This window comes from Sphingopyxis sp. (genome assembly GCF_036261875.1).
GTDB lineage: Bacteria > Pseudomonadota > Alphaproteobacteria > Sphingomonadales > Sphingomonadaceae > Sphingopyxis.
The window spans coordinates 41824-60704 of the sequence record NZ_DATAJZ010000036.1; the positions used below are offsets into that span (position 1 = coordinate 41824).

Below are 18881 nucleotides of genomic sequence, written 5' to 3' on the forward strand. Positions count from 1 at the left end.
GCAGCGCCTTCTCAGATCTTGCCGGTCAGTTCCGGCACGGCATTGAACAGATCGGCGACGAGGCCGAAGTCGGCGACCTGGAAGATCGGAGCGTCCTCGTCCTTGTTGATCGCGACGATGGTCTTCGAATCCTTCATGCCGGCGAGATGCTGGATCGCGCCCGAGATGCCGATCGCGAAATAGACTTCCGGCGCGACGATCTTGCCGGTCTGGCCGACCTGATAGTCGTTGGGGACATAGCCCGCGTCGACCGCCGCACGGCTCGCGCCGAGCGCGGCGCCGAGCTTGTCGGCGAGCGGGACGATGACTTCCTGATATTTCTCCGAGGAACCCAGCGCGCGGCCGCCCGAGACGATGATCTTCGCCGAGGTGAGTTCGGGGCGATCCTGCTTGGCGATCTCGGCGCCAACGAAGCTGGAGATTCCAGCGTCGCCGCCAGCCGAGACGGCTTCCACGGTGCCCGAACCGCCGGTGCTGGCGGCCTTTTCGAAGGCGGTGCCGCGGATGGTCAGGACCAGCTTCGCGTCCGAGCTTTCGACGGTCGCGATCGCGTTACCGGCGTAGATCGGGCGGGTGAACGTCTTCGGACCCTCGACCGACAGGATTTCCGAAATCTGCATCACGTCGAGCAGCGCGGCGACGCGCGGCGCGATATTCTTGCCGGTCGTGGTGGCGGGCACGACGAAGGCGTCGTGGCTTGCCATCAATTCGGCAACGAGCGGTGCGATATTTTCGGGCAGGTTATGACCGAAGGCAGCGTTGTCGGCGACATGAACCTTGCCAACGCCGGCAATCTCGGCGGCAGCCTTGGCGACGCCATCAACGCCGCTACCCGCGACGAGCAGATGGACTTCGCCGAGCTTCGACGCGGCGGTCACCGCAGCGAGCGTGGCGTCCTTGACGGCGCTGCCGTCATGTTCGACCCAAACGAGCGTTTTCATGAATGCACTCCCATCGCCTTCAGCTTGGCAACCAGTTCATCGACATCGGCGACCTTGACGCCGGCCGAGCGGACGGGCGGCTCCGACACCTTGACCGTCTTGACGCGCGGCGCCGTGTCGACGCCATAATCGGCGGGCGACTTGGTATCGAGCGGCTTCGACTTCGCCTTCATGATGTTCGGCAAGCTGGCATAGCGCGGCTCGTTCAGACGCAGGTCGGTGGTGACGATCGCGGGGAGCTTGAGCTTCACCGTTTCCAGACCGCCATCGACTTCGCGGGTGACGCTGACGCTGTCGCCCTCGACGTTCACCGCGCTGGCGAAGGTGCCCTGCGCCCAGCCGGTGAGCGCGGCGAGCATCTGACCGGTCTGGTTGTTGTCGTCGTCGATCGCCTGCTTGCCGAGGATCACGAGACCCGGTTGTTCGGCGTCGGCGATCGCCTTGAAAATCTTGGCGAGCGCCAGCGGCTCGACCGCATCGTCGGTCTGCACCAGGATCGCGCGGTCGGCGCCCATCGCGAGCGCGGTGCGCAGCGTTTCCTGCGCCTTCGCCGGGCCGACGCTGACGGCGATGATCTCGGTCGCGACGCCCTTTTCCTTCAGGCGAATCGCTTCCTCGACGCCGATCTCGTCGAACGGGTTCATCGACATCTTCACATTCGCCAAATCAACGCCGGTGCCGTCGGACTTCACCCGCGGCTTCACGTTGTAATCGAGCACCCGCTTCACGGGGACGAGGATTTTCATGGGCTCAAAGCTCCTCTCGAAAAATTGTGCACTGCGCCATAATTGGCGTTTACGTAAACGTCAACCTTGCAGTCCCTAGCCCTCTCCCCTTCAGGGGAGAGGATAGTGTAGCTTGCTCCGAAGGAGCTAGCGAAGCTTGGAGAGGGGGAACGCAACATGCCCCTCTCCAACTCCGGCTAGGCAGCAAGCTGCCAAGCCTTCATATCCTCTCCCCTGAAGGGAGAGGGCAGAAACATGTCACGCCGCCTTTGCGACCTCGGCAACGATCTTCTTGGCCGCATCGCCCAAGTCGTTCGCCGCCACGATCGGCAGGCCCGAGTTCGCGAGGATATCCTTGCCCTGCTGGACGTTCGTGCCTTCGAGGCGGACGACGAGCGGGACCGACAGATTCACTTCCTTCGCCGCGGCGACGATGCCCTCGGCGATGATGTCGCACTTCATGATGCCGCCGAAGATGTTGACGAGGATGCCCTCGACCGCCGGGTCTTTGAGGATGATCTTGAACGCCGCGGTCACCTTCTCCTTGCTCGCGCCGCCGCCGACGTCGAGGAAGTTCGCCGGGAAAGCGCCATTGAGCTTGATGATGTCCATCGTCGCCATCGCGAGACCGGCGCCGTTGACCATGCAGCCGATGTTGCCGTCGAGCTTGATGTAGGCGAGGTCATATTCCGACGCCTCGACCTCGGCCGGATCTTCCTCGGTCAGGTCGCGGAGGTCGGCGATATCCTTGTGGCGGAACATCGCGTTGCCGTCGAAGCCGAGCTTGGCGTCGAGGACGAGCAGTTCGTCGCCGTTCGCGCCTTCGCAGACCGCGAGCGGATTGATCTCGATCTGCTCGGCGTCGGTCGCGAGGAAAGCGTTGTAGAGCCCCGCGAGCGTCTTCGCCGCCTGCTTCGCGAGATCGCCTTCGAGCTCGAGCGCCGCGGCGACGCTACGGCCGTGGTGCGGCATCAGGCCGGTCGCGGGGTCGATGACGATGGTGTGGATCTTGTCGGGCGTGTTGTGCGCGACGGTTTCGATGTCCATACCGCCCTCGGTCGAGGCGACCACCGCGATGCGGCTGGTGGCGCGGTCGACGAGCAGCGCGAGATAATATTCCTTTTTGATGTCGGCGCCGTCGGTGATGTAGAGGCGATTGACCTGCTTGCCATGCTCGCCGGTCTGGATCGTCACCAGCGTGTTGCCGAGCATGTCCTTGGCCGCGGCCTCGACGTCCTCGAGCGTCTTGGCAAGGCGGACGCCGCCTTTCGCGTCGGGGCCGAGCTCCTTGAACTTGCCCTTGCCGCGGCCGCCGGCGTGGATCTGCGCCTTCACGACATAGAGCGGCCCGGGAAGCTGCTTCGCCGCGGCGACGGCTTCCTCGACGCTCATCGCGGCAATGCCCTTGGGCACCGCGACGCCAAATTTCGCGAGCAGTTCTTTCGCCTGATATTCGTGGATGTTCATGAGGTCTGCCGGGCCTTTCGACTCTGGAAGGGGAGAAGAATGGCGCCGCATAAGCACAAGTTGCGCGGCAAGGCTACCCCTGCCGCGTCCAGAAAAACTTGGGCTGTCGAAACTGGGAGCTAAGTCGTTAGCGCAGCGCGCAAAGCGCGGCGGAGCTTGTCGACACCGTCAATATCTCGGGATCCTTGAGCGCGCGGACCTTGTGGAGGAACTGGTCGAGCGACAGATCGGTGATCCTTTTGTCCTTGAGGCTGCCGAGCGCCGAGAGGCGCCGGAGCTGGACGAGCGACAGGCGGTCGACCATCCGCTCGGCCATGCACGCCGACATCGCCTGCGACAGACCGGCATTGTGGAGGCCGTTGCGGAGCCGCGTCTCGGGCGTCGCGCAGCTTGCGAGCGCGAGACATCCGGCGATCAGGGGAAAAGCGAGACAGGTCTTCATGCGCCGCCTATAATCGAAAGCGGCAAGACCACAAACCCCGCAGAACGCCTATCGCCCGTGGAATTCGGCAACCGCGCCCGACACCGCCTGCATCAGCGCCATGCGCTGCGGGATCGACGCGGTCGTGGTGCCCAGCATCACGACGATCGCATAGCGGGTGCCGTCGGGCGCAGTGGCGATGCCGATGTCGTTATAGCCCGCAGTCATGCCATTGAGATCCTGGCCGGTGCCGGTCTTGTGGAGGAATTGCCAGCCGGCGGGCAGACCGGCCTTCAGCCGTTTCGGCCCGCTGTGCGTCCGCGTCATCACGCCGAGCAGATAGTCGGTCGATTCGGGCGACAACAAGGTGCCGCGCGCAAGGCGGGTCAGCGCGCTCGCGATCGCCGCGGGGCTCGCGCCGTCGACCGGGTCGGCGAGATATTTGTCCATCGCCGCCTGGCGCGTCGCCATCGGCAACGCCGCACGCGCGGTATAGAAATTGCGGCCGATCGAATAGCTCTGCTGCCAGGTCAGCCCCGCGGTGCCGCTTTGCAGCAGCCGCTCGCCGGGGCCGAAACGGATCGATCCCAGATCCTTCTTCGCGATGAAGGCGCGCACCGCACTGGGTCCGCCGACGGTGCGCAGCAGGCTGTCGTTCGCCAGATTGTCGCTGTGGGTGATCGCGGTTTCGATGAGGTCGCGCACGCTCATCGTCACGCTGCCTTCCGAGCGCACGCGCGCGGCGAGCGGCTGGTGGAAGACCACCAGATCCTCGGGCCCGATGCGGACCTTCTGGTCGAGGCTGATCCGGCCGCTATCGACCGCGTCGAGGATGCTCATCGCCACCCACAGCTTCGATACGCTCTGTTGGGGGAAGAGGTCGGTGCCGCGCTGCGCGATCGCCCATTCGCCGTCGATGCGCTGGACCGCGATGCCGGTCTTGCCGGGAAAGGCGCGCCAGAGCGAAGCAATACGATCATTGAGGCCCGGCGCGGGACGGCGGAAGCCGGGATCGAGCGTGCCGCGCGGCGGCGGGGCCGACGAGCGCGCCGGCTCCCCGATCGGAACGGTGACCGCGCCCGGAGCGTGGGGCGCGGGCTGCGCCTGGCGTGGCGGCGGCGGCACCAGCGCCGCGCCGCTGACGCATCCTGCGAGCAACGTCGCGCCGATCGTCATGCCGAGCAGCGACCTGCCCGAAAACCGTAACTTCATTCCAACCCCGCGGCGGCGACCGTCTATATTGTCCCGACCCTTTTGGCCGCCCCCCTGCTCCCGCAGCCACGGGCGGCGGGCCAGCGATTTGCGACGAACGATTCCGCAGGCGCGATGAGCGGCGGGGCGGCAGCGATCAGGGGGCGGGAGTCCCGCGGACGAGGCTTGGGAACAGCCGCTTCAACGCCGCGAGCTTGGGCGCGTCCCAGCGGACGATATAGGGATTCGCAGGGTGGAGCCGCATGAAATTCTGGTGATAGGATTCGGCGGGATAAAAGCGCTTATAGGCCTCGATCGGGACGACGAGCCGCTTGGCATAATAGCCGCCCTTGCCGATCTGCGCGAGATAGGCGGTCGCGACCTGCCGCTGTGCCGCATCCATCGGCACGATCGCGGCGCGATATTGAGATCCGGCGTCGGGGCCCTGCCGATTCTTCAGCGTCGGGTCGGCAACGACCGAGAACAGCACGCGCAGCAAGGTTCCATAACTGACCTTGGTGGGATCATAGACGATCCGCACCGCCTCGGCATGGCCAGAGCTGCCGTCGTGGGTCAGTTCGTATTTCGCCGTCGCCGCGCTGCCGCCGTGATAGCCCGCTTCGACCGAGATCACGCCCTTGACGTTGGAAAAGACGCCCTCGACGCCCCAGAAGCAGCCCCCGGCGAGCACGGCGGTGGCGCGCTTCGCGCCCACCGCAGGGTCATAGGCGGCGGCGGGCAGCTTGACGACATTCTCGGCCTGCGCGGGCGCGCATTGCGCGAGAAGCGGTGCCGCGAGCAACGCGGCGAACGCGCGCCGCATCGGCATTACAAGGGAAGCGCGAGCCCCGGATGCTGGAGCATCACGATCAGCCCGCCGATGGCGAAGCCGGCGAGCATGGTCGGAAACCAGTCGGAGCGAATCATGGTCAGCATGGGAGCCTCTTGTCATGTTTATCGTTTCGCGGGCGATGCCGCCCTGGTTACACCGAACGATATGGCGCGCCCCTTGCCGCCGTGCAGTGATGGCGATCACCTATAGGGACGAGGGCTTACCGAAGGGTGAACCGGATGGTTGTGCGAGGTTCAGCTTGCCCCCTCCCGCAGGCGGGAGGGGAGAAGGGTCAACTCAGCGCCGCGCAGGCCTGCTGGATGCGCACGCACGCTTCCTTGAGCGCCGCTTCGGACGTCGCGTAGGAAACGCGGAACGCCGGCGACAGGCCGAAGGCGCCGCCGTGCACCGCCGCGACGCGCGCGGCGTCGAGGAAATAGTCGATCAGCATCTCGTCATTCTCGATGACGTGGCCCGAAGGGGTTTTCTTGCCGATGCAGCCGCTCGCGTCGGGATAGACATAGAAGGCGCCGTCGGGGACGGGGCACGACAGACCGGGCGCATCGTTGAGCATCGCGACCACCATGTCGCGCCGCTTCCGGAACGCGGCGTTGCGGTCGTCGAGGAACTGCTGCGGCCCGCCGAGCGCCGCCGCCGCCGCCGCCTGCGCGATCGAGCAGGGGTTCGAAGTCGACTGCGACTGGAGCTTGCCCATCGCCTTGATAATCCAGGCCGGACCGCCGGCATAGCCGATCCGCCAGCCGGTCATCGCATAGGCCTTCGAACAGCCGTTCACGGTCAGGATGCGATCGGCGAGGTCGGGGCAGCGCTGCGCGAGGGTCGAGAAGGCGAAATCGGCGTACCAGACATGCTCGTACATATCGTCGGTCATCACCATCACGTGCGGATGACGGCGGATCACCTCGCCGATCGCGTCGAGTTCCTCGGGCGCGTAAGCGGCGCCCGACGGGTTGGACGGCGAGTTGAACATCACCCAGCGCGTCTTCTTCGTGATCGCCTGGTCGAGCTGCGCCGGGGTGATCTTGTAATTCTGCGCCGCCGTGCCTTCGACGATCACTGGCGTCCCGCCGCAGAAAGCGACGATGTCGGGATAGCTCACCCAATAGGGCGCGGGAATGATCACTTCGTCCCCCGCATCAACCGTCGCGACCAGCGCGTTGAAGAGCGTATGCTTGCCACCGACGTTGACCGTGATCTGGTCGAGGCCGTAGTCGAGGCCGTTGTCGCGGCGGAACTTGCCGCGGATCGCTTCCTTGAGCGCGATCGTGCCGTCGACCAGCGTATATTTGGTCTGGCCGTTGCGGATCGCCTCGATCGCCGCTTCCTTGACGAAATCGGGGGTGTCGAAATCGGGCTCGCCCGCGGAAAGGCCGATCACATCGACGCCTTCGGCCTTCAGCTTGGTCACGCGTGCGGTCATCGCGAGCGTCGCCGAGGGCTGGATGCGGTTGAGGGCGGCGGAGGTATGCGGCTTCAGCGACATGGAGAGGCGGTCCTTCGCGAGCAAATGGACAGGAAATTGCGCGGGGCCGCGCCTAGAGCTTCCATCCGCAATTCGCAAGCGCGGCATGGGATAATTTACCTATGCAGGGCGAAGCTCAGCCTATCGCGGCGGCCGCGCCGTCCGCCAGCCGCGCCGGGATCAGGCCGCGCAGCGAATTGCCGAGGAAGAAGCCGCCGGCAAGATCGGCGAGGCGCAGGTGCGATTCGACCGCGCGGCCTTTCTCGATCAGCTCGGCGCGCAGCACGCCCGGAAGCAGCCCGAGCGCCAGCGGCGGCGTCAGCAGCAGCCCGTCGCGTTCGACGAAGATATTGCTCCAGCTTCCCTCGGTGACGAAGCCCGGTTCGTCGACGAACACGACCTCGGCGGTGCCCCGTTCGACGCGCGCCGCGTCATAGGGTGCGCGCAGGCTCGTCTTGTGCAGGGCGCGAAAATCGCCCGGCGCCATCGGCGCGGGGCAGACCGCGACCGGCACCGGCAGTTCGGCGAGCCGCGGCAGCGGCGACACCTCGACCGCGAGCGCGCCCGAGCGCGCGAGCCGCATCCGCACCCGCGCCGCGCTGCGCAGGCGGAAGGTCGCCGATTGCAGGCTGTTGCGCGCGCCGTGCCGGTCGAACAGGAAATCGAGCGCTGCGGCGCTGGCCTTCATCCGCGCCAGATGGCCTTCGAGCCGCTGGACGCCCTCGACGGGATCGAAGAACATCGTTTCGATCAGGTCGAAGCTTTCGCCCGCTACGCTCACAAATTCCCCCTTGGCCAGACATTCGCGCCATTCCTCCGCCGGCTGGCTGTCGGCGACGATTCCGGACCCCAGGCCCAGCGTGGCGCAAGCCACGCTTTCCTGCAAGGGGCGCGTGGCGCAAGCTGCGCCGTCCCGCAAGTCCCCGTGCGGAAACACCAATGTCCGGATCGCGACGTTGAAGGCGCCGCCGCCCCCCGCTTCGATGAAGCCGATCGAGCCGGTGTAGAGCCCGCGCGGCTCCGTTTCCAGCGCGTCGATGATCTCCATCGCGCGCACCTTCGGCGCCCCCGTGATCGACCCGCAGGGAAAGGCGGCGCGCAGCACATCGACCGCTCCCGCCCCATCAGGGAGCGCCGCCGACACGTCGGAGACGAGCTGGTGGATCGTCGGAAAGCTCTCGACGCGGAAAAGCTCGGGCACCGCGACCGTTCCCGGCGCCGCGACGCGCGACAGGTCGTTGCGGATCAGGTCGACGATCATCAGATTCTCGGCGCGCTGCTTGGGATCCTCGGCCAATTCGCGCGCCGCCGCGGCATCGGCGTCGGGGTCGGCGCGCCGTTCGGCGGTTCCCTTCATCGGCCGCGCCATCACCTGCCCCTCGCGCAACGCGAAGAAAAGCTCGGGCGACAGCGAAGCGACCGCCCGCTCGCCGGTCCACAAGAAACCGCCATAGCCCGCCCGCGCGGTGCGCCGCAGCCGCGCATAAACGGCGAGCGGATCGCCGAGCAGCGGCACATCGGCGCGGAAGGTCAGGTTCGCCTGATAGATGTCCCCCGCGCGGATATAAGCGAGCACGCGTTCGGCCGCGGCCAGATAGTCGGCGCGATCGATGCGCGGTCGGGGTGCGCCCACCCAGACGGCGGCGGGGTCGGGAAGCCATGCGGCGACGGCGTCGGGCGCGATCCGCTCGACCGTCTCGAACAGGCCGAACCAGCCGAGCGGCAGATCACCGTCCCGTGCGGCACCCGGCGCACCGCGCCACGCGGGCGCCAGCCCCTTCCCGGCCTCATAAGCCAGAAAGCCCGCAGCGTGCAGCCCGCGCTTCCGCGCCGCCTCCAATGTCGCCAGCAGGGCGGGTATTTCACGCGCCGAATGCGCCGCGACGATCTCCACCGGACTGCGAAACAGCCGCGCCGGGGCCGCGCCTTCGGCGCGCGCGTCGTCGAGCAGCACGAAGGGCGGACCGCCGAGGCCCGGCACCGGAATCGCGCTTTCGCCTGCCATCATCGACCCCCGAGGGGCAGGCTCCGATCAGCGGTCGCGTTTCAGGCGGATCGCGCGGCCGCCCTCGATCGTCGCGAAATAGCTGCCCATCGTCGCGGTCTTGATGTGGATTTTCTGGCCCGGTTTCGGCTGGCGCGGCAAGGCGGTGGTATCGATCTGCGTCCACACCGCGTCGTCCTCCATCACCAGCGTATATTTGCCCGAACGGTCGACGCTGACCGACCGGATCACCGTGTCGATTTCCTTGATCTCGTCATCGTCGCCGCCGAAAATCCCGCCGAGCTTGGGAAAGGAAAAGCCGAACAGGCCGCGGCGCGTCTTCTTTGCGGTTTCCTTATCGGTGAAGACGATTTCGCGCGCCTGATCGGCCTGCGACAATTCGCCGACCTCGCGGTCGAAGCAGGCCAGACGCGCCGTCGGGTCGGCGATGTCGCGGCAGGCGTAAAGCTCCTGAATCTGCGCGGGACGCGCGGGCGGCTCCTTGTCCTTTGCGGTTGCCGGAGCGGCAACGAGCATCGAGACGAGGACGAGCGGTGCGGCGAAGCGCGAAATCTGCTGCGGCATGGAACAACCCCTGGCGAGAAAGACGATCCTGCCTAGCCGCCACGCCGCCGCGCCGCAAGCGTGGGGGGGCCCCCGATTGCGATATGCGGCGGCGCTGCTTAAAGTGATGTCAGTAACGAGCGCGAAAGGACGAATCCCGGCAATGAACAGCCCCCATGACTGGTCGCACGATTATCGCCATCCGACCCCATGGGATCAGCCGTTCGCTCCGCTCTCGCTTCCCGACATGCTCGCGGCGAGCGCCGCGCGCAAGGGCGACGCGCCGATGCTCGATTTCATGGGGCGCCGCTTTTCCTATGCCGAGGTCGCGGACGGCGTCGCGCGCGTCGCGCGCGGATTGCAGCAGCGCGGGATCGGCAAGGGAAGCCGCGTCGGGCTCTTCCTGCCCAATGTTCCGCATTATGTCGCGGCCTATTATGGCGCGCTCGCCGCCGGCGCGACGGTGGTCAATTTCTCGCCGCTCTATACCGTCGCAGAACTGGAGGCGCAGGTCGAGGATTCGGGCACCGACACGCTGGTCACGCTCAGCGCGGCGGCGCTGCTGCCGACCGCGCTCGCGGTCCTCGACGGATCGAGCCTCAAGCATCTCGTCGTCGGCTCGATCGCGGGCGGACTGCCGCCCGCGAAGTCGGTCCTCTACCGATTGTTCAAGACAAAAGAGGTCGCCGCGCTGCCCGCCGATCCGCGCATCATCCGCTTTTCGGCGCTCCTTGCCAACGACGGGCGCCCCGATCCGGTAGCGATCGACGCGGAGCAGGACGTCGCGCTGATCCAATATACCGGCGGCACCACCGGAACGCCGAAGGGCGCGAAGCTGACCCACCAGAATCTCACCGCCAACGCGCGGCAGGTCAACGCGATCGACCCCGATCACGATGCCGGCGACCGCATATTGGGAGTGCTGCCCTTCTTCCACGTCTTCGCGAACACCTGCGTCCTCAATCGCACGGTCCTCAACGGCGGGATGATCACGATGCTGCCGCGCTTCGACGCCAAGGCGGCGCTCGCGGCGATCACGCGGACCAAGGCGACCGCGCTGCCCGGCGTCCCGACCATGTATCAGGCGCTGCTCGATCATCCCGACCTCGCGAAGACCGACTTCTCCAGCTTGCGCGTCTGCATCTCGGGCGGCGCGCCGATGCCCGCCGAGCTGCGCGAGAAATTCATCGCGGCGACCGGCGCCTCGCTCGTCGAGGGCTATGGCCTCACCGAAAGTTCGGGGGTCGTCGCGACCAACCCCTATGACGGCCCGGTCAAGCCCGGCACGATCGGCCAGCCAATCCCCGCGACGCGCATCCGCCTGCTGGGCCGCGACGATCCCACCAGCGACGCCGCGCCGGGCGAAGCGGGCGAACTCGCGGTCAAGGGTCCGCAGATCATGCAGGGCTATTGGAACCGGCCCGAAGCCGACAAGGACAGCTTCACCGAAGACGGCTGGCTGCGCACCGGCGACGTCGCGGCGATCGACGCCGACGGCTATATCCGCATCGTCGACCGGCTGAAGGACATGATCGCGGTCGGCGGCTTCAAAGTCTATCCGAGCGTGATCGAGGCGCACCTCCACGAGCATCCCGCGGTCAAGGAAGCGATCGTCCTCGGCGTCCCCGACGCCTATCGCGGCGAGACGCCCAAGGCGTTCGTGACGCTGGAGGAAGGCTATGAAGTGTCCGGCGAAGCGCTGAAGAACTGGCTCAACGCCCGGCTCGGCAAGCATGAGCGGGTGAGCGCCGTCGAGGTGCGCGCGAGCCTGCCCAAGACGATGATCGGCAAGCTCGACCGAAAGGCGCTGCGGGCGGAGGCGGAGGCCTGACAAACCTCGTCATTATAACTCGCTGGAAGTCACCATTTGAGCCAAGCATAAAAGTCCCGTTTTGTGCCTCAATCTGGCCCGTCTTAGGGTTAGGACTCATCGATCAGAGCCAAAAGATGGCGGTAGCGGCGAGGGCTACGGCAGAGAAGAATGTATGACAGCGCGCCTGCCTCGTGGCATCGGTTAGCAGGATCGAAGTAGAGGTCATAGCTCCATACTGGAAGCCGGTCTGCGCACGCGGAGCTTCCTTCCACGGCGACGACGAAAGATCAGAATAGCCCCGACTGGATCGGAAGGATGTCAATTCACCCGCGGCTCACATGGCATCTGAGTGCTAGCGCAAATTTCTTACACTCGGGGCACACACCCCTTCTCTTCCGTCGAAGCGCCTCTCTGGCCATCCAGCTTATTGGGCTTCACTGGCATCAACGCGATAGGTCAAGCCATTTAACTTACCCGTTGGCGAAAGCTCCGCTTCGCCTACCAAATAGGAACCGTCCGACCTCTCCCATCTGGCTGAAACCTTCAAAGACCCGCCAATCCACTTGGAGCATGTAAAGTACCTGTGGTCCGAATCTCGCAAAACAATGCCTGGGCCATTTTCCAATTTATCTTCTGATTCCCAATACTTTGAAACATAATTTCTTTTATTTAATATATTTTTATCCCATAATACGTAGCAGTCTGTGAAATTGCTTCCTTCGTAACTATTTACAGCGATTCCTTTGCCAGAAGGCTCCGGATAAACCTCAATAGATCGGTCAAATATGAGCAGTTGACGATCCGGTTTCCCGAGAAATAGTGAATAGGTCGGAATGCCATCAGGCCGCCCCAGAAACTTGCAGCCCAGCTTTCCCACACGCTCGGCGGGTTGCGTAGAGCATTCTTCATTAGGAAATTTGAGGCTTTCGTTCGCGCCGATCGGCTCATCATGAGTGCAGGCTAACAGTGCCATGGCAAGAGGAAGAATCGCAACTCGGATCATCTTGAGGCGCCTCTTCATTTGCAATCGTACGCGTTTGCCGCGACCTCATTATATGCCTTGCCGGCGAGCGGCTTCATTGCTGCTGGGATCAGGTCCAGAATTCTACTCGGGCGAAGTGGACTAGTGTCATTAATCCGAACAACGACGCTTTTACTGGGGTCAGAATTCAACGAAACAACAAGGGTAGTGCCCATTCCGATGAGGGGAGTTCGCGGCAGATTCCCGGCGCCGTCGCGGAGGCTAACACTTGCTGCAGTCATTGCATTCGGATCCATCTTCTCACCATTCGTAGTGCTTTGCCCTGCAAACTGGTCGGGCGTTCCTTTGATCGTTTCTCCATACATTGTCGCTACACCAGAGCAGTCGGCCTTGATCTTGTATTTGCTGACGTGCCTGACGGGAAAATATTTTGCTGCCTTCCACTTCCATTAATGGCATCGAGGGCTCTTTTTCTAACTCGCCAGATAATGCTGCCAAGACCCTTTGCACCAGTCACAGCAATAGGCGGGCATCCGCTCGCTCGTCGGCAAGATCGTGCCACATTCCGGCGAAAAACGCGGCGAGGTTCATACCACGCTGCATGACTCACTAATGGGCATTCGACTTTGTCAACGACACCGCGCAACCGCGCACCGACCAAGCTATAATGAAGGTGCGCTCGGGTTCGCGGGAATGACGAAGGAGGGATATGAATTGTTACAATGAGACATTGTAACCTCTGTCATGTTATGCCATATCCAGCCCCGCAGTCGGACCAACGGAGAATCGGGTGACCCAAGTCGCCAGTCACAGCCATGCATGGCCTCGCCTCGGCGCGATGGTGCGGGCTGCGCGCGATTCGCGACCGCTGACCTCGCTGTCGGGCGACCAGCTTGCGATGGGCCTGTCGGGGCTCTGCCTCGTCCATTGCCTTGCGACGACGATCTTCTTCGCGTCGATCGCCTCGGTCGGCGGGGTGTTCCTCGAAAACCATCTCTTCCACGAGGTCGGCCTCGCCATCGCGATCGGTTTCGCGCTGGTGACGCTGGTTTCCGGCGTACTCAGCCACGGTTATATGATGCCCTTCGGCGTTGGCTGCTTCGGGCTCGGCATGATGGCGGGCGCGCTGGCGCGACCGCACGACGGCAGCGAAGTGCTGGCGACGATGATCGGCGTCGCGATCGTCGCGCTCGGCCACGATCTCAACCGCCGCGCGCGCCACTGATACGCATTGCCCGCAACTTGCGGGCCGCGCCCAAAGCGCCTACATTATCGCCATGGGCAAGCATGATCATGCGCATATCGAGGCCAGCGGCGCCTCGCTCGCCAGCGCGGCGCAAACCGCGCTTGAGGGCGCGGGCGAAGCCTGGACCGACATGCGCGCGCAGATCTTCGACGCCGTCGCCGAAATCGGCAAGCCCGCGAGCGCCTATGAGATCGCCGACATCGTGTCGCAGAAGCGCGGCAAGCGCGTCGCGCCGAACAGCGTCTATCGCATCCTCGACCTGTTCGTCGCGAACAACCTCGTCCGCCGGGTCGAGAGCGCCAACGCCTTCGTCGCGAACAGCCATCCGGGCTGCCTTCACGATTGCATCTTCCTGATCTGCGACAGTTGCGGCAGCGCGGTGCATATCGACAACGACAAGATTTCCGACGGCGTCCGCGCCGCCGCCGACGCGACGGGCTTTGCCGCCGAACGCCCGGTGATCGAAGTGCGCGGCAAATGCGCCGAGTGCCAATAGGTTGAGCGCGGCGGCGCTGCCGGCGGCACGCTGGTGGCGCGCGGCGCTGTTCCTCGGTTTCGGCGTCATTCTGGTCGGCTTGTGGCTCGGCCAGACCTTTCCGCAGGATAGTTTCGCTGCCGAGCCGGGCTATGGCGCGCCCGTCCTCGCCTTCGAATTCGCGGGCAGTCAGGACGATCTGATCGCCATATTCGGTCCCGATAGTGACGCGCGGCAGGTCGGTCGCCTCGCGATGATGCGGACGGGCAACGAGCGCGACTATCTCTACATGCTGCTCTACGCGGGCTTTCTCGGCTGCGGGTTGATCGCGCTGGCGCGGGAGACCGGGCTGAAGATCATCTCGTTCGCCGCAGCGCTACCCGTCCTTGCGGCTCTCTGCGATGCAAGGGAGAATTGGCTTCTCTTCGATATCCAGGCGGCTTTCACCGCCGGCGATTATTCGCCCGCGATGGCGAGCCTGCCTTATCCGGTCGCCGCGAAATTCATCCTGCTCGCGCTCACCAATGTCGCGATCGGGCTGGCGCTGGCACGGCTCGGCGGGCGCTGGTGGACGCTTGCGGGAACGCTCGTGATCGTCGCCTGCGTGCCCGCGCTGATGGCGATCGCCCTTCCCGCGCGCTACGGCTGGACGCTGCTCGCGGCGACCGGCGGCGGCTGGATCGCGCTGCTCGGCACCGCGGCGATCGCAAGCTGGCGCGCGTTCGCGCAAAAGCGGCCGTTGGTCGAAGCCGAACCGCCCGAGGTGCTTCAGCAACCCGGTCCGGCCCGGTCCGCGCCAAGGCGCCCGGCCTTCGGCCGGCGCCGGTCCTGACCCCTCTTCCCGTCGCGGCGATGCGGGTCTAGGGAGACCGGCGAATCCTGCCACAAGGGGGAAAGGCTGCACCCATGAACACCGTCATCATCCGCGAGGACGACCTCGTCGAAACGATCGCCGACGCGCTCCAGTACATCAGCTATTTCCACCCGATGGACTATATCCGCGCGCTCGGCGCGGCTTATGAGCGCGAAGTGTCGCCCGCCGCGAAGGACGCGATGGCGCAGATCCTCTCGAACAGCCGGATGTGCGCCGAGGGGCATCGGCCGATCTGCCAGGACACTGGCATCGTCACCGTCTTCATCAAATGGGGCATGGACTGCCGCCTCGACAGCGCGCGCAGCCTACAACAGGTCGTCGATGAGGGCGTACGCAAGGCCTATCTCCACCCCGACAACAAGCTGCGCGCCTCGATCCTCGCCGACCCGGCCTTCAGCCGCGTCAACACCAAGGACAACACGCCGTCGGTCCTCAATGTCGAGATGGTGCCGGGCGACAAGGTGCATATCGACGTCGCCGCGAAGGGCGGCGGCAGCGAGAACAAGTCGAAGTTCAAGATGCTCAACCCCAGCGACTCGATCGTCGACTGGGTGCTCGACATGGTGCCGCAGATGGGCGCCGGCTGGTGCCCGCCCGGCATGCTCGGCATCGGCATCGGCGGCACCGCGGAGAAGGCGATGCTGCTCGCCAAGCAGTCGCTGATGGACCCGATCGACATGACCGAACTGCTCGCGCGCGGACCGTCGTCGCCGATCGAGGAATTGCGCGTCGAGCTGTATGAAAAGGTCAACGCGCTCGGTATCGGCGCGCAGGGGCTCGGCGGCCTCGCGACCGTGCTCGACATCAAGATCAAGGACTGGCCGACCCATGCCGCGTCGAAGCCGGTCGCGATGATCCCGAACTGCGCCGCGACGCGCCACGCGCATGTCACGCTCGACGGCAGCGGGCCGGCCTTCCTCGAACCGCCGGTGCTCGCCGATTATCCGCAGATCGACTGGGCGCCCGACAAGGCGGCGATCCGCGTCGACCTCGACACGCTGACGCCCGAGGTCGTCGCAAGCTGGAAACAGGGCGACCGCATCCTCCTCAACGGCAAGATGCTCACCGGCCGCGACGCCGCGCACAAGCGCATCGCCGACATGCTGGCAAAGGGCGAGGAGCTGCCGGTCGAATTCAAGGGCCGCGTCATCTATTATGTCGGCCCGGTCGATCCGGTCGGCGAGGAGATCGTCGGCCCCGCGGGCCCGACGACCGCGACGCGCATGGACAAGTTCATGGACATGATGCTGGAGCAGGGCCTGCTCGCCTGCGTCGGCAAGGCCGAGCGCGGCCCCGCCGCGACGCAGGCGATCGCGAAGCACAAGAGCGCCTATCTGATGGCGGTCGGCGGCGCCGCCTATCTGGTCGCGCGGGCGATCAAGGGCAGCCAGGTCGTCGGCTTCGCCGACCTCGGCATGGAGGCGATCTACGAATTCGAGGTCAAGGACTTCCCCGTCACCGTCGCGGTCGACAGCGAGGGCCAGAACGTCCACGTCAACGCGCCGCTGGTGTGGCAGAAACGGATCAAGGACGAGGGGTTGCTGGAGAAGGCCTAACCTCTCTGATCTTCGTCACCCCGGACTTGATCCGGGGTCCCGCTTTCACCGTCGCTGAGCGGGACCCCGGATCAAGTCCGGGGTGACGAGGACGCTATGCGGGCCTGCAAAAGCGAGTTAGGCACCGGGCTACAAGGGAGAGCGCCATGGCAAAGAGCGAAGCGGTCGATCTTCACTCCCCTCTCTCGCCCGAAGCGATCGCGCACAAGCTGAAGGCGATCATGGCCGACCCCATGGACGGCGCGAAGGCGCGGGTGTTCGGGAGCGGCGATCAATATGTGATGCGACTACGCTATGCGCGCCGCAATGTGCAGAATGCGATGGCGCCCGAACTCGAAGCCTCGATGGAGCCCTATGCGGGCGGGACGCGCATCACCGGCGCGATCGGGCGATCGACCGCGGGGCAGCTGTTTCCTTACATCTGGTTCGGCTTCCTCTCGATCTTCGTGATCGTCGGCGCGGCGATCGTCTGGTTCGTTCCCGGCACGCTGCTGTTCGGCGCGATCTTTACCGGCATTCCGATGTTGATGATGGTGATGGGCGCCGCCGCGATGCGCGTGGGCGGCGACGGATCGAAGGACCGCGAGGAAATCCTGGCCTTTCTGCGCCGCGAACTCGGCGCCCGGCCGATCTGAAGGAGAAGGGAGCATGGCCGAAGACCTCAACGGCGTCGCGCACGTCATTTTGACTGCGGGCGATTTTGCGCGCTCGACGGCCTTCTGGCGCGATGTCATCACCTGGCTCGGGCTCAAGAAAGTGCTCGACAGCGAGCATATGCTTTATGGCGTCGGCGGCCGCACCGCGATCGGCATCCGCCCGCCGGGTCCCGATCATGTCGGCAAGCGCTTCGATCAAGGTGCACCAGGACTGCATCATGCGTGCTTCCGTATGCGCGACCGCGCGGCGGTCGATCGAATCCACGATTTCCTGAAAGACCGGGGCGACATCCATATCGTCCATGGCCCGCAGGAGGAGCCGTGGGCGCCCGGCTATTATTCGATCCTGTTCGAGGATCCCGACGGCATCCGCGTCGAATTCAACCATGTCCCCGGCAACGGCCTGCTCGCCGAAGGACAGGAGATCGGCGGCGCCGGGATATTTGATGACGGTCAGAATCCATAGACCAAGGTGAAGCGCGTCAGCGTATCGACCTTCTCGATCCCCGGCGGCGGACGGGTATCGATATCGGCCGAATAGGAAAAGCGCGCCGACAGCGCGCCGGTCAGCTTCGCATTGAGCGCGGTCAGCGAACTGGTGACGCTGTTGTGCTGGCCGACGATCGTCGAGGCGGTCTGCGTCAGACGCAACGTCGGCGACAGGTTCCAGCCGAAATCGAGCCCCGCGAGCCCGGTCAGCTCGCTTTCGTTCTGTCCGCGGCCGGGCAGATAGTCGGTCTCGCGCCACGCCGGCCCCGCCTTCAGGTTCAGCGTCATCGCCTTGTTCGCGATCACCTTATAGCCCATGCCCGCCGATGCGTTCCAGCGGTTGCCGAAACCCAGAATCCGGTCGCGCTCCCAGCGGCCCAGACCATAGGCGAAGGCGCGGTCGCTGACCTTTATCTGCGGCTCATATTCGACCAGATAGCGCTCCATCGACGTGCTGCCACCCGTCCGCTGATAATCGGCCTGGGCGCGAAAGCGCTGGTCCCAGTCGATCCCCTTGCGATTGAGCGCCAGCCCCAGGCTGAGCCCCGTCGAGCTGGTGTTGCCGCTGCTCTGCGACGCGCCGATCTGTCCCTCGCCCTTCCAGTTCTGCCAGAATTTCGCGGCGGCGAGCTTGGCGCGCGCCGCTTCGGTCGCCGCTTTCTTCTCCGCGGTCCGCTTGGCGCGATAATCGACGAGCATCGCGTCGATGTCGGCGATCCGTTCGGGGTTGGTCTTCTTCGCCAGTGCCCCCACCGCCTCGACGTCGCCGTCCTTCCTGGTCGCCATCGCCGCCGCCAGCATCTGCCGGATCGGGTCGGGCTCCGGCTTGCTTTCGTGCTGTGCCTGCCAGGCGGCAAGAATCGCCTCGATTTCACCCACCGATTTGGGGTTGGTCGCCTTTGCCAGCGACACGACGATTTCGATATCCTTGCGCTCGCCGCTCGCGAGCGCGGCATCGATCATCGCGCGCACCGGATCGGGCAAGGGCCGCGGCAGTTCCTCCAGCAAGCCCGCGGTCAGCGGAACGACCAGCGACGGCAGCGCCGGATCGGGCACGGAGGCATGGGCCGGCGGGATCGCGGCGGTCATCAGGAGAGAGGCGGCCGCGAGGCGCGCGGATTGTCTCATCGAACGGGTCCTTCTCTGGGAGGCCTTCTCTGGAGGGCAGGGAGCCGGTTTCTG

The 18881-nt window shown here is 65.2% G+C and carries 19 protein-coding genes; 7 read left to right on the forward strand and 12 right to left on the reverse strand.

The window, feature by feature from the left end; translation table 11 throughout:
* Positions 1-11 precede the first annotated feature (11 nt).
* From VHO04_RS16050 to VHO04_RS16090, 9 genes are all read right to left on the reverse strand, one after another.
* A complete protein-coding gene (locus tag VHO04_RS16050) occupies positions 12-941 on the reverse strand; it encodes an electron transfer flavoprotein subunit alpha/FixB family protein (protein WP_329629244.1) in 930 nt (309 codons plus the stop codon).
* Positions 938-1687, reverse strand: a complete 750-nt coding sequence (locus VHO04_RS16055; protein WP_329629245.1) for an electron transfer flavoprotein subunit beta/FixA family protein — start codon at positions 1685-1687, stop codon at positions 938-940. The genes VHO04_RS16050 and VHO04_RS16055 overlap by 4 nt, the downstream gene beginning before the upstream one ends.
* Positions 1688-1924: 237 nt before the next feature.
* Positions 1925-3133 carry an ADP-forming succinate--CoA ligase subunit beta gene (gene sucC, locus VHO04_RS16060; RefSeq protein WP_329629246.1) on the reverse strand — a complete coding sequence of 403 codons (1209 nt, stop codon included), beginning with the start codon at positions 3131-3133 and terminating at the stop codon, positions 1925-1927.
* A gap of 127 nt (positions 3134-3260) precedes the next feature.
* Positions 3261-3575, reverse strand: a complete 315-nt coding sequence (locus VHO04_RS16065; protein ID WP_329629247.1) for a hypothetical protein — start codon at positions 3573-3575, stop codon at positions 3261-3263.
* Between the two features lie 48 nt (positions 3576-3623).
* On the reverse strand, positions 3624-4730 hold the full coding sequence (bla, locus tag VHO04_RS16070) for a class A beta-lactamase (protein ID WP_329629248.1): 1107 nt from the start codon (positions 4728-4730) through the stop codon (positions 3624-3626).
* 172 nt (positions 4731-4902) lie between these two features.
* Positions 4903-5568 carry a peptide-methionine (S)-S-oxide reductase MsrA gene (gene msrA, locus VHO04_RS16075; protein ID WP_329629280.1) on the reverse strand — a complete coding sequence of 222 codons (666 nt, stop codon included), beginning with the start codon at positions 5566-5568 and terminating at the stop codon, positions 4903-4905.
* 301 nt (positions 5569-5869) lie between these two features.
* A complete protein-coding gene (locus VHO04_RS16080; protein WP_329629249.1) occupies positions 5870-7081 on the reverse strand; it encodes a pyridoxal phosphate-dependent aminotransferase in 1212 nt (403 codons plus the stop codon).
* A 115-nt stretch (positions 7082-7196) separates the two neighbouring features.
* Positions 7197-9065 carry an aminodeoxychorismate synthase component I gene (gene pabB / locus VHO04_RS16085; RefSeq protein ID WP_329629250.1) on the reverse strand — a complete coding sequence of 623 codons (1869 nt, stop codon included), beginning with the start codon at positions 9063-9065 and terminating at the stop codon, positions 7197-7199.
* Between the two features lie 27 nt (positions 9066-9092).
* Positions 9093-9629: a hypothetical protein gene (locus tag VHO04_RS16090; protein WP_329629251.1), complete on the reverse strand. Its 537-nt coding sequence runs from the start codon at positions 9627-9629 to the stop codon at positions 9093-9095.
* Positions 9630-9771: 142 nt separating this feature from the next.
* Here VHO04_RS16090 and VHO04_RS16095 point away from each other — a divergent pair, with 142 nt between their 5' ends.
* Complete coding sequence (locus VHO04_RS16095; protein ID WP_329629252.1) at positions 9772-11439, forward strand: long-chain fatty acid--CoA ligase; 1668 nt, start codon at positions 9772-9774, stop codon at positions 11437-11439.
* A gap of 406 nt (positions 11440-11845) precedes the next feature.
* On the opposite strand, the gene VHO04_RS16100 is transcribed toward VHO04_RS16095, so the two are convergent.
* Both VHO04_RS16100 and VHO04_RS18865 read right to left on the reverse strand, forming a co-directional pair.
* Positions 11846-12424 carry a hypothetical protein gene (locus VHO04_RS16100; protein ID WP_329629253.1) on the reverse strand — a complete coding sequence of 193 codons (579 nt, stop codon included), beginning with the start codon at positions 12422-12424 and terminating at the stop codon, positions 11846-11848.
* A gap of 14 nt (positions 12425-12438) precedes the next feature.
* Entirely contained in the window at positions 12439-12768 is a 330-nt protein-coding gene (locus tag VHO04_RS18865) for a septal ring lytic transglycosylase RlpA family protein (RefSeq protein WP_414713128.1), read from the reverse strand.
* A gap of 425 nt (positions 12769-13193) precedes the next feature.
* On the opposite strand from VHO04_RS18865, the gene VHO04_RS16105 reads away from it, so the two are divergent.
* The 6 genes from VHO04_RS16105 (at position 13194) to VHO04_RS16130 (ending at position 17676) form a co-directional block, all read left to right on the forward strand.
* The gene (locus tag VHO04_RS16105; RefSeq protein ID WP_257547786.1) at positions 13194-13628 is read left to right on the forward strand and encodes a MerC domain-containing protein; all 435 of its coding nucleotides are present in this window, start codon (positions 13194-13196) and stop codon (positions 13626-13628) included.
* A gap of 52 nt (positions 13629-13680) precedes the next feature.
* The gene (locus VHO04_RS16110) at positions 13681-14145 is read left to right on the forward strand and encodes a Fur family transcriptional regulator (RefSeq protein ID WP_257547785.1); all 465 of its coding nucleotides are present in this window, start codon (positions 13681-13683) and stop codon (positions 14143-14145) included.
* 1 nt (position 14146) lies between these two features.
* A complete protein-coding gene (locus VHO04_RS16115) occupies positions 14147-14956 on the forward strand; it encodes a hypothetical protein (RefSeq protein WP_329629254.1) in 810 nt (269 codons plus the stop codon).
* A gap of 74 nt (positions 14957-15030) precedes the next feature.
* Entirely contained in the window at positions 15031-16554 is a 1524-nt protein-coding gene (locus tag VHO04_RS16120; RefSeq protein WP_329629255.1) for a fumarate hydratase, read from the forward strand.
* Positions 16555-16700: 146 nt separating this feature from the next.
* Positions 16701-17189, forward strand: a complete 489-nt coding sequence (locus VHO04_RS16125; protein ID WP_329629256.1) for a hypothetical protein — start codon at positions 16701-16703, stop codon at positions 17187-17189.
* 13 nt (positions 17190-17202) lie between these two features.
* The gene (locus tag VHO04_RS16130) at positions 17203-17676 is read left to right on the forward strand and encodes a VOC family protein (RefSeq protein ID WP_329629257.1); all 474 of its coding nucleotides are present in this window, start codon (positions 17203-17205) and stop codon (positions 17674-17676) included.
* Here VHO04_RS16130 and VHO04_RS16135 read toward each other — a convergent pair.
* Complete coding sequence (locus VHO04_RS16135; protein WP_329629258.1) at positions 17664-18827, reverse strand: DUF481 domain-containing protein; 1164 nt, start codon at positions 18825-18827, stop codon at positions 17664-17666. The genes VHO04_RS16130 and VHO04_RS16135 overlap by 13 nt on opposite strands.
* Between the last annotated feature and the right edge of the window lie 54 nt (positions 18828-18881).